The sequence below is a fragment of the Myxococcus sp. CA005 genome (assembly GCF_006518205.1).
GTDB classification, from domain to species: domain Bacteria; phylum Myxococcota; class Myxococcia; order Myxococcales; family Myxococcaceae; genus Myxococcus; species Myxococcus xanthus.
In genome coordinates, this window is the sequence record NZ_SRLV01000155.1 from 1 (window position 1) to 9,589 (window position 9,589).

Below are 9,589 nucleotides of genomic sequence, written 5' to 3' on the forward strand. Positions count from 1 at the left end.
GGACGGTGGGGGGCTTCTTCTCCTCGGGGCGCTTGCGGAAGAACAGCTTCCGGGCGGCCAGCACCATCAGCAGGACGAAGAGGGCGGCGGCGCCAATGCCCACGACGTCGCCCGCGGGGAAGCTGTCCGAGGGGGGCGTGCCGGTGCCCGGCTGTGTGGAACCCCCGCCCGGGGTAGGAGCGGGAGAGGGGGCGGGCGGCACCTGAGCGGTCAGGGCGTCGAGGGCGTTGGGCGTCTTCATGTGCGCGGGTTCGCATACACCAACGCGCCGGTGGATGCAGCGCCCGTGGCCGGGTAGAACCCGGTCGTGATGCGTCTCAAGCCCTCTTGTGTCCTGCTCCCGTCGCTCCTGCTGCTCGGCAGCGCCTGCATCGTGGAGGCGCCCGGCGGCGCGAGCGCGCAGGAGCGGCGTGCGGCCACCGTCACCCAGGTGCCCCCGCTGTCCGTGAAGAGCGGCGCCAACCTGGGCGGCAAGGTGGAGCTGGTGGGGGCCACGGTGGAGCCCGGGCGGCTGACGCCCGGAGACCAGGCGAAGGTGGCGCTCTACTTCAAGGTGCTCCAGCCCATGGACGACGACTACCTCATCTTCGTCCACGTGGAGGACGCGGACGGCCGCGCCGAGCGCATCAACGTGGACCACAAGCCCGCGGGTGGCATGCTGCCCACGTCGCAGTGGAAGCCCGGTGAGACGGTGAAGGACGAGTTCCCCGTCTACGTGCCGCCCGGCTCGACGGCCCGCGCGCTGAACATCTGGCTGGGGTTCTGGGAGCCGCGCACGGACTCTCGGCTGCGAATCCTCAACCCGAACGCCGTGCGCAACGACGGCAAGGACCGCATCCTGCTGGGCCAGGTGCCCGTGGCGCGTTGAGCCGCGGCTGAGCGGGCACCTGGGCGCTGCTGGCTACTGGCAGTTCGGGGGCCCCATGCAGGAGTAGGTTGCGGTGAACCCGGCCCTCATCGTGGTGGTGTTGACGCGGGTGCAGGTGCCCTGCGTCGTGACGACGTTGCAGAGCCCCCGTGGACACGCCTGTTCGGCGAGGACCAACGCGTTTTCCTCCGCCAGGGACCATGCGGCCGGGCAGTTGAAGCCGGAGGCATAGCCCTGGGATGTGCGCTGCGTGCTCTCGCAGGTACACGGCGTCGTCGTCGGACAGTAGGTCCGGCTCCCGTTGCACTCCACCCAGCCTCCGTTGTCAGCGCCGGAGGTACAGATGCCGCTCGCGGAGCCGCAGGTGATGGACGTGCCATTCGCGCACTGCTGGCTCACCTGACAGGAGAGCTCCGCTTCGCTGCTGCCCAGTTCCAGGGACTCCTCGTGCGCGTCGCCCATGTTGCAGGCGGACAGGACCAGGACTGCGACTGCCGCCAGGACGCTTCGTTGCCAGTGCCTACCGGTTTGCATTTGCATGCCGGAGACACTAGGCCCGTGAAGCAAAGCCCCTCCATCGTGGAGAACCGCAGTTCCCACGCCGAGGAGGGGGTTCCACGCGCTGACTTCAGAGGGAAAACGCCGGAGCGGCCGTGTAAGCCGAGTTCTGTTCCCACCCCTTTCGGGATGGGCGGTGAACATTCATCTAGGGCCCTGGTTGCCCAGGGGCCTCATCAGCGAGCAACCCGAACGCATGGGACGGGCCATCCCTGTCCTCCGTACGGCGAGGACGCGCTCCTATTGGCTCTTGCTCCAGGTGGGGTTTACCGAGCCGTCCGAGTCACCCCGGACGCGGTGCGCTCTTACCGCACCGTTTCACCCTTACCCGCCCCTTTCGGAACGGGCGGTCTGTTTTCTGTGGCACTTTCCTGCGAGTCGCCTCGACTGGCCGTTAGCCAGCACCCTGCCCTCTGGAGCTCGGACTTTCCTCCCGCCACCCATGACTGCGGTGACCGGCGTTCACCCGGGCCGCTCCGGCACCTTGCGCTTACAACAGCCGGGCAGGGGCGGTCCACTCCAGGGCGTCCACCGGGCTCAGGAACGTCCGCTTCCGCGCGCGCAGGCGGCGGCCCGTTCGAGGAGCAGCGCGCGTTCTCGCGCGTTCGCCGTGAGGGCGGCGGCCTGCTCGAACTCCGCGCGGGCCTCGTCGAGCCGGCCCAGCTTGGCGAGCAGGTCTCCGCGGACGCTGGGCAGCAGGTGGTATCCCTGGAGTGACGGCTCCGAGGTCAAAGCGCCCACGAGGGCCAGCCCCGCCGCCGGGCCGAACGCCATGGAATGGGCGACCGCCCGATTGAGCTCCACGACAGGGGAGGGGACGACCTGGGCCAGCGTGTCGTAGAGCGCTGCGATGCGTGCCCAGTCCGTGGCCTCGGCCGTGCGCGCGCGGGCGTGGCAGGCGGCGAGGGCGGCCTGGAGCGCATAGGGGCCCTGAGCGCCTCCCAGCGCCTCGGCGCGCTCGAGCGCCGCGAGGCCTCGGCGGATGAGGAGCTGGTCCCAGAGGCCCCGGTTCTGTTCCAGCAGGAGGACGGGCTCGCCCTTCGGCCCGACGCGCGCTCGTGAGCGGGACGACTGAATCTCCATCAAGGCGACGAGGCCATGGACCTCCGGTTCCTTCGGCGCGAGCCCCGCCAGGATTCGGCCCAGGCGCAGGGCATCCTCGCAGAGCGCGGGGCGCATCCAGTCATCGCCGGCCGTCGCCGCGTAGCCTTCATTGAAGACGAGGTAGATGACCTCGAGAACGGTCGACAAGCGGGCGGCCAGTTCCTCGCTATCGGGGACGTCGAAAGGGACGTGTGCCTCCGCGAGCGTGCGCTTGGCCCGCACGATGCGCTGGGCCACGGTGGGGACGGGGACGAGGAAGGCGCGGGCAATCTCCTCGGTCGTCAGGCCTCCGAGCAGCCGGAGCGTGAGCGCCACCCGTGTCTCCTTGGAGAGTACCGGGTGGCAGGAGACGAACATCAATCGCAACAGGTCATCGCCCACGACGTCGTCGAGCGCGGCGTCCAGGTCTGGCGCGGCCGTGCCTTGCAGCGACTCCAGTTCGTGACCGAGTTCCTCGTGCTTGCGCTCGAGGAGCTTGCCCCTGCGCAGTTCGTCGATGGCGCGGCGCTTGGCGGTGGTCATGAGCCACGCGCCCGGGTTGTCCGGGACGCCCGTCTCCGGCCATTTTTCGAGCGCGGTGACGAGCGCGTCCTGTGCGAGTTCCTCCGCGCGGCCCACGTCGCGCACCATCCGCGCGAGACCCGCGATGAGGCGCGCCGACTCGATTCTCCAGACCGCCTGAATGGCCCGTTGTGTCTCGGTGGATGCCGTCACGGGCGTAACTCAATCACCGTTCGTTCGCGGCACAAGGGGCGTGCGCGCCCGGCATTTTCTTTTTGAAAGTGCGGCGTGTACCGTCGGCGAGCCATGCGGCGGCTTGGACACCCAGCGGGTAGTCGGTCCGTGAAGCTGCGGTCCACTGCCTCTTCGGGGTACCCCCGGGGACAACTCATCAGGAGCACACCGTCACGCGTGGCCGTCTCCGCGGCAAGCCGCAGTTCGGGCCACGCAAGACACGACAGGTGGGGCCAGTCCGCCGCATGGCGTGAGTGTGGAAGATGAGCGAGCGGCACGTCGTGGCTCAGGCGCTCGCGTCCGCGTTTCTCGCGGGGCCATGGATGCTCAAGGGGCTCGTTGAAAGGGGCACGGAGGTCGTCGGAGGACGGGCGCCTTGGGTGTCGTCCCTGGCTCGCAGCGCGATGATCTTCTTCCCGCGTCCGCCGCATGCGCGGATGGAGTTGCTCGGGGACTTGTTGGCTTCGCGCCCCGCGTTCATGCGGGGCTTCACAGACCCTTCGGCGCGTGCGCGCATCGTGCGTTGGATTTCGTCCGAGCCGCGGATGGCGCGGCAGCCGTGGCCCGTGCCGTCGCTGTCGACCCAAGCCGAACTCGCGGAGTGGTTGGGGGTGACAGGGGCGCAACTGGACTGGCTGGCGGATGTACCGGGCATCGAGCGCACGTCCTCGCCAGGGCGGTGGCGGCGCTACCGGTACACCTGGATTCCGAAGCGCAGCGGCGGTGAGCGCCTGTTGGAGCGGCCGGGATTGGACCTGGTGCTGGTCCAGCGCAAGCTGCTCCACGACATTCTGGACCACATCCCGCCGCACGACGCGGCGCATGGCTTCGTCGCGGGGCGGAGCGTTCGTCGTTTCGCGGAGCCTCACGCACGGCAGGCCGTCGTGGTGCGAGTGGACATCGAGGACTTCTTCTTCGCGGTGCGGCCCGCGCGAATCTGGGCGGTGTTCCGCACGGCGGGATATCCGGACGGCGTAGTGCGCGCGCTCGCGGGCCTCTGCACGAACCGCACACCCAGCGCGGTGGTGTCGCAGGCGCGGCGGCCGGATTCACTCGCCGATGCGAGCACGCGCTGGCGTCTGGCGCGGAGGCTCGAATCGCGTCACCTGCCACAGGGGGCGCCCACGTCACCCGCGCTGGCCAACCTCGCGGCGTACCGGCTCGACGTCCGGCTGTCGGCGCTCGCCGAGGCGATGGGCGCGCGGTACACGCGATACGCGGATGACATGGCGTTCTCGGGTGGTGACGCATTGGCCCGGCGCACGCACAAGTTGCTGCGGTACGTGAGCCAGATTCTCCGGGAGGAGGGCTTCACGCCGCGCACAGGGAAGACGCGGGTGATGCACCGGAGCACCCAGCAGCGGCTCGCGGGCGTGGTGGTGAATGATCATCCTTCGATTCGCCGTGTGGACTACGAGCGGCTGAAGGCCATTCTCCACCTGTGCCGCACACGAGGCCCCGCGAGTCAGAACACCGAGGGCCATCCCGACTTCCGAGCGCATCTGCTGGGACGCATCGCCTGGGTAGCGCACCTGCATCCAGCCCGGGGCGCGAAACTGCGCGCCACTTTCGACCAGATTGCGTGGGACTGACGCCCACGCCTTTCGACTACCCGACGGGCCAGTAGAGCTTTTTCAGGGGGACCAGCGCCCGTGTCTCCGCGTCGAGGTTCTCGTACTGCTCGACCAGAAGCTCACGAAGGTCGGAGAGCGTGAGAAGTCGGAGGGGAACCGAGGAGCGGTCTGCTTCATAACGCGCATCCTTGGTGAACCCGCCCGTGCTGACGTAGAGGCATCGGTCGCCCTGCTTGCGGCCCCCGAGAAACGCACGAATCGACTGGGAGTTCATGGACTCGCCCACGCGGTGCTTCACCTCACAAAAGATGCGGGGTTCCTGGAGGCCCAGCCCGTCTGGCGAAGCGAAGATGTCGACACCTCGGTCCGCGCCAGGTGCGGCGACGCGCGTGCGGTAGCCCATGGCGCGGAGGATGCCCGCGACGAGTTCCTGCATCTCGCTCCAGTTCAGCCTTGCGATACGGTCCTCGATGAATTGTTCGGCCTTTTCGAACTGCTCCTCCCGGAGCACCGCTTCAGTGCCCTCGTCGCTGTCCACGGCAGGGGCCGGCGTGGGCGCCAGGGACGCTACGGGACGTTCCAGTTCCACGGCTTGCGCCCAGAGTTCCGCGGTGGCTTCCGCGCTGGGCCGAAACAATGTGGCGATGGAGCCGAGGCCGTTGCGAGTCGCCGCGCTCAACTGGTTTCGCAGGACGTGGTGCGTCCAGCGAACGCGGCGGACAAGCGGAGGCGGCCCGGCGCGGTTTTCGACGCCCGATTCGATGCGCCCCAGTAGGTAGACGCGCTCGTTCGGGTCGTAAGTCACCGCGCTGTCGCCTTGCTCAACATCGCGCATGAACCGGCGGACCTGGGCCGCCCAGACTCGTCGGGTGCCTTCCTTGTCCTCCGGATATGCCTTGGCGAACCGGGCTTCAAGCTCATCCGCGCTCAAGTCTGGCGCGAGCGGGCCGACCTTGTCCCATCCGATGCCGACGTGCCCTTCCGCCTTGAAGGCATCGAAGAACGCGGCATCGCGGCCCGCACGGATGAACCACAGGCGCTTGTTGGCAGTCACCAATTCCCCCCCTGATGTCCGTCCCTGGAATGACTACATCCGCTCGTCGATGGCGCGGTTGCTCATCTCATCCGCCTCGGCGTTCTGCGCGCGGGGGACGTGGTGCAGCTTCACCTTGGTGAAGCCCTTGAGCAGCTTCCGCGCCTCTTCATACAGCGGCTTCAGCGTCGGGCTCTTCACCTGGTAGCGCCCGCCGAGCTGACGAATCAGCAGCTCGCTGTCGGCGAAGACTTCCACCTCGCGCGCGCCCAGTGACTGCGCATGCTTCAGGCCCAGCAGCAGGCCCATGTACTCCGCGCAGTTGTTCGTCTGATGCCCCAGGAACCGCCCGAGCCGCGCCACCACGTTGCCTGCGGGGTCCATCAGTACCGCGCCCGCGCCTGCGGGCCCTGGGTTGCCCCGAGCCGCGCCATCTGAATAGACGCGCAGCCGCGGATGCGATTCGGAATCGGGCGCCGCATCCACCGGCGGGCTCATGGCCCCAGCCGGCACCTGCGTGCCCGGAGCCGACGCAGCGGAGGCTGGCGACATCCCGCCGAGCCGCTGTGCGGCATCCTCAATGAGCTGCCCGAGGTGTTCCCGGGTGAGGCCTCGGAACGCACGTACCGTCCCTTGCAACGGCTCCTCACGCGCGATGTGGCGGAGGATGTCGATGATGGACGGCGCGGGCATGTCCACGAAGCCGTGCCGCTACTTCGACGCCGCCGGGGTTTCCTGCAGCGCTTCCACCGCGTAGATGATGCGGTTGCACGAAGGACAGATGTCCGTGCCCAGCCCGGTGCGAAGCTGGTTGTAGAGCTGCGGGGGCACGTTCATGTTGCAGCCCTGGCAGGTGCCGGCGACCACGCCGACCATGGCGGGCAGCTTCTTCTTGCGCACCACCTCGTAGCGGCGCAGCAGGGTGGCATCCACGCTCGAGGCCACTTCGGCACGACGACCTTCCAGCCCCTTCACCTGCGACTCGGCCTCGCCCAGCTTGCCGCGCAGCTCCGTCATCCGGCCAGACAGGCCCTGCTGCTTCGTCGCGTAGTCGGCCTCCTTGCCCTTGATGGCCTCGCGAGCGCCGCCGAGCTGCTTCGTCAGCTCCGTCAGCTCCTCCGCCATCGTCAGATTGGCCTTCTTGGCGATGTCGATTTCACGGGCCAGGGCGGAGTACTCGCGGGTGGAACGCTGCTCGCTCAGCCGCGTCTCCCACTTCTTCACCTTGTCCTTCTCGTCCGTGATGTTTTGCTCGAGCTGGGCCTTCTGCTTCTCCATGTCGGAGACGCGTGCCCGTTCCGCCTCGATGGCGCTGCGGGCCACACCCAGTTCCCGCTCCAGCTCGGCAATCTGACGGGGGTGAACGTCCGCGGCCTTCCGGAGCGAGGCGACCTCGAGGTCCACGTTCTGCAGCTCCGCCAGCGCTTTCAATTTCTCCCGCAAAGTTGCTGCCTCCCACAGGGCCGCACCGTGTACGGCAACGGCCTAGTTCTTGTACCAACAAGGTTAATGAGGGTCCAACGTCCAAATAGGCCACGAGTCATCCCTCGTGGCCCTTGCTGCCATGCTGCATTTGAAACAGCTTCACGCACCCGTTAGACCGGAGCGCGTGCTTCGTCCATCCTTCGTCATCGTTCTTTGCGCGCTCACTCCTGCCTGCAAGGAGTCCGCGTCTCCGCCGCCCGCCACCACCACTTCGCCGGCCATCGCGCCCGCCGCCACGAACACGAAGTGGGGCGTCATCGAGGGGCGCGTCCGTCTTACCGGCACGCCCCCCGCACCCGCCCGCCAGCCCACCATCGGCACCGTCGTCTCCGTGTGTGGCGAGGAGACGGAGGAGCGCACGCTCGTGGTGGGAAGCGAGGGCGCGTTGGCCCACACCGTGGTTTCCCTTAGAGACGGCCACGCGCTGCCCGCGTCCGCGCGCGCCGCGCCGGAACCCGTGCTGGACCAGAAGCAGTGTGTCTATGACCCGCCCGTGCTGGCCGCTCGCACCGGCAGCACCCTGGTCATCCGCAACTCGGACCCCTTGGTCCACAACGTTCGCGCCGCCTCCGGAACGAACCGCGCCTTCTTCAATGTGGCCATGCCGCTGGAGGGCATGATGGTGAAGCGGCGGTTGCCCGCAGAGCCAGGCGAGGTCCCCATCCACTGCGACATCCATCCGTGGATGCGCGCGCGCGTGCGCACCTTCAGCCATGGGTACTTCGCGACCAGCGGCGCGGACGGGCGCTTCCAACTGGAGGTCCCCGAGGGCACCCACACCCTGGTCCTCTGGCACGAGCGGCTTCCAGAACAAGCCCGCACCGTGACGGTTCGCGCCGGCGAGCGCGTCCAGGTGGACGCGGAGTGGCCGGTGGCCGACCTGAAGTAGCCCGCCAGTCCGTCCCCTTGAAGGATTCCGGCGCTCGACGTCTAGAAGGTTGAGAAGCCGCGAATCGATTGGCGTTTCCGTTCCAGTAGAAAAATTGTTATACGGACGGCAGAAGCCACGACCGAGAAGAGGGGGCCGAGTCATGCAGCAGCAACCAAAGAAGCAAGCATTCCCGAGCAACGGCATGCGCGGCCTGGAGGCGCCCCGCAAGGCGGCGGTTCGGCCCATCGGCATGCAGGAGATGGGGCCGACCCTGTACGAGCAGCTCCGCCGCGCGCTGGTGGAGCTGACGCCCGTCTCGTCCAACTGAAGCCAGGCCGTCCGGGCGCGAACGCCACGGCCTGAAAAGCGAAGGGGCTCCCGGCTTGCGCCGTGGAGCCCCTCGTTTTTTGCGAACCTAGATTTCGTCCTCTTCGCTTTCGCCTCCCGCCGCCTCGTCGTCGTCGAAGGAGTCCAGCTCCTCCTCCTCGTCTTCGCCGCGACCGGCGGGTTCCTCCGGTTCAATAGGCTCAATGACCTTCGGGGCGGCGGCGAGACGGCCACGCCTTCCCTCGGGCTGGGGCTTGAGCGCCGGGCTTTCCCGCTGATCCGCCCCACACTTCGGGCAGATCGGGTCCGGCTTCTTCATGTCGTAGAACTTCGTCTGGCACTTGAAGCAGACGTGTTTTGTTCCGAGGTCCTTCGCCGGCATTCGCCACCTTGTGTTAAAGGCGAGTGAAGACAGGGGGGAGGGCGGCTCAATAGTTGGGCCGCAAGACAGAGTCAACCTGTGGTTTGCGCCGGAGATTTCTAGCGGTAGCATCCGCCCGCGTTTTCCCCCGGAAGCTGGACGCCCCTCTTGAACTTTACCTGCGACAATTGCCAGAAGCGGTATTCCATTGCGGACGAAAAGGTCCGCGGCAAGACGGTCAAGGTCCGCTGCAAGAACTGCCAGAACGTCATCACCGTCGAAGGGCCCGCCGAGGAAGAGAACACCCGCGTGGTGTCCCTCGCGGACGTGGAGCGCATCCGCGCCCAGGAGCGTTCCCTGGCGGAGCCTGAAGCGAGCGCCGCCCCGGCGGCCGTCATCAGCGCGCCCATCGCGGCCGCTCCGGTGGCGAAGGCGCCCGCGGCCGCGCTGCAGACGCCCTGGGACGATGAGCCCACGCGCGCCGCGCCCATGAAGGCCACGGGTTCGCCCTGGTTCGTCATGGTGCGCAACAAGCAGGAGGGCCCGCTGGACGAAGGCGCCCTCCGTGAGCTGGTGGCCACCAACACCGTGAATGGCCGCAGCTTCTTCTGGCAGCAGGGCATGGCGGACTGGAAGCGCGGTTCGGACATCCCCGAGCTGGCCGGCCTCTTCG

At 68.0% G+C, this 9,589-nt stretch carries 11 protein-coding genes, 1 other RNA gene and 1 pseudogene; 5 read left to right on the plus strand and 8 right to left on the minus strand.

All coding sequences use genetic code 11. The features are described 5' to 3' along the window. Positions 1 to 241 (minus strand): annotated as a pseudogene (locus FMQ63_RS36150) (signal recognition particle-docking protein FtsY); the annotation flags it as partial. A gap of 66 nt (positions 242 to 307) precedes the next feature. On the opposite strand from FMQ63_RS36150, the gene FMQ63_RS36155 reads away from it, so the two are divergent. Further along, positions 308 to 868: a hypothetical protein gene (locus tag FMQ63_RS36155; RefSeq protein WP_011555685.1), complete on the plus strand. Its 561-nt coding sequence runs from the start codon at positions 308 to 310 to the stop codon at positions 866 to 868. 33 nt (positions 869 to 901) lie between these two features. On the opposite strand, the gene FMQ63_RS36160 is transcribed toward FMQ63_RS36155, so the two are convergent. The 3 genes from FMQ63_RS36160 to FMQ63_RS36170 form a co-directional block, all read right to left on the minus strand. Further along, positions 902 to 1,330 carry a hypothetical protein gene (locus FMQ63_RS36160; RefSeq protein WP_225909472.1) on the minus strand — a complete coding sequence of 143 codons (429 nt, stop codon included), beginning with the start codon at positions 1,328 to 1,330 and terminating at the stop codon, positions 902 to 904. Between the two features lie 178 nt (positions 1,331 to 1,508). Further along, positions 1,509 to 1,904: RNase P RNA component class A (gene rnpB, locus FMQ63_RS36165), an RNA gene on the minus strand. A 59-nt stretch (positions 1,905 to 1,963) separates the two neighbouring features. Beyond that, positions 1,964 to 3,244: an RNA polymerase sigma factor gene (locus tag FMQ63_RS36170; RefSeq protein WP_011555683.1), complete on the minus strand. Its 1,281-nt coding sequence runs from the start codon at positions 3,242 to 3,244 to the stop codon at positions 1,964 to 1,966. A gap of 284 nt (positions 3,245 to 3,528) precedes the next feature. On the opposite strand from FMQ63_RS36170, the gene FMQ63_RS36175 reads away from it, so the two are divergent. Beyond that, positions 3,529 to 4,857 carry a reverse transcriptase family protein gene (locus FMQ63_RS36175; protein WP_020478391.1) on the plus strand — a complete coding sequence of 443 codons (1,329 nt, stop codon included), beginning with the start codon at positions 3,529 to 3,531 and terminating at the stop codon, positions 4,855 to 4,857. Positions 4,858 to 4,873: 16 nt separating this feature from the next. Here FMQ63_RS36175 and FMQ63_RS36180 read toward each other — a convergent pair whose 3' ends face one another. From FMQ63_RS36180 to FMQ63_RS36190, 3 genes are read right to left on the minus strand one after another with little or no spacing between them, the layout of a single operon-like run. Continuing rightward, a complete protein-coding gene (locus FMQ63_RS36180) occupies positions 4,874 to 5,893 on the minus strand; it encodes a restriction endonuclease (protein ID WP_020478390.1) in 1,020 nt (339 codons plus the stop codon). Positions 5,894 to 5,926: 33 nt separating this feature from the next. After that, entirely contained in the window at positions 5,927 to 6,565 is a 639-nt protein-coding gene (locus tag FMQ63_RS36185) for a ribonuclease HI family protein (RefSeq protein WP_074960153.1), read from the minus strand. A gap of 18 nt (positions 6,566 to 6,583) precedes the next feature. Continuing rightward, positions 6,584 to 7,315 (minus strand): zinc ribbon domain-containing protein, encoded by a 732-nt coding sequence (locus FMQ63_RS36190; RefSeq protein WP_011555679.1) that lies wholly within the window; start codon positions 7,313 to 7,315, stop codon positions 6,584 to 6,586. Between the two features lie 106 nt (positions 7,316 to 7,421). Between FMQ63_RS36190 and FMQ63_RS36195 the strand changes: the two genes are divergently transcribed. Continuing rightward, on the plus strand, positions 7,422 to 8,246 hold the full coding sequence (locus tag FMQ63_RS36195) for a hypothetical protein (RefSeq protein ID WP_011555678.1): 825 nt from the start codon (positions 7,422 to 7,424) through the stop codon (positions 8,244 to 8,246). Between the two features lie 142 nt (positions 8,247 to 8,388). Then, complete coding sequence (locus FMQ63_RS37685; protein ID WP_020478388.1) at positions 8,389 to 8,556, plus strand: hypothetical protein; 168 nt, start codon at positions 8,389 to 8,391, stop codon at positions 8,554 to 8,556. 87 nt (positions 8,557 to 8,643) lie between these two features. On the opposite strand, the gene FMQ63_RS36200 is transcribed toward FMQ63_RS37685, so the two are convergent. After that, positions 8,644 to 8,937 carry a TIGR02300 family protein gene (locus tag FMQ63_RS36200; protein ID WP_011555676.1) on the minus strand — a complete coding sequence of 98 codons (294 nt, stop codon included), beginning with the start codon at positions 8,935 to 8,937 and terminating at the stop codon, positions 8,644 to 8,646. 147 nt (positions 8,938 to 9,084) lie between these two features. Here FMQ63_RS36200 and FMQ63_RS36205 point away from each other — a divergent pair. Further along, positions 9,085 to 9,589: GYF domain-containing protein (locus FMQ63_RS36205; RefSeq protein ID WP_141277003.1), on the plus strand; the 505-nt coding region annotated here is incomplete at its 3' end.

Coding starts and splice junctions, on each gene's coding strand:
- FMQ63_RS36200 (WP_011555676.1), bottom strand. CDS start 8,937: ATGCCGGCGAAGGACCTCGGAACAAAACACGTCTGCTTCAAGTGCCAG.
- FMQ63_RS37685 (WP_020478388.1), top strand. CDS start 8,389: ATGCAGCAGCAACCAAAGAAGCAAGCATTCCCGAGCAACGGCATGCGC.
- FMQ63_RS36185 (WP_074960153.1), bottom strand. CDS start 6,565: ATGCCCGCGCCGTCCATCATCGACATCCTCCGCCACATCGCGCGTGAG.
- FMQ63_RS36175 (WP_020478391.1), top strand. CDS start 3,529: ATGAGCGAGCGGCACGTCGTGGCTCAGGCGCTCGCGTCCGCGTTTCTC.
- FMQ63_RS36160 (WP_225909472.1), bottom strand. CDS start 1,330: ATGGGCGACGCGCACGAGGAGTCCCTGGAACTGGGCAGCAGCGAAGCG.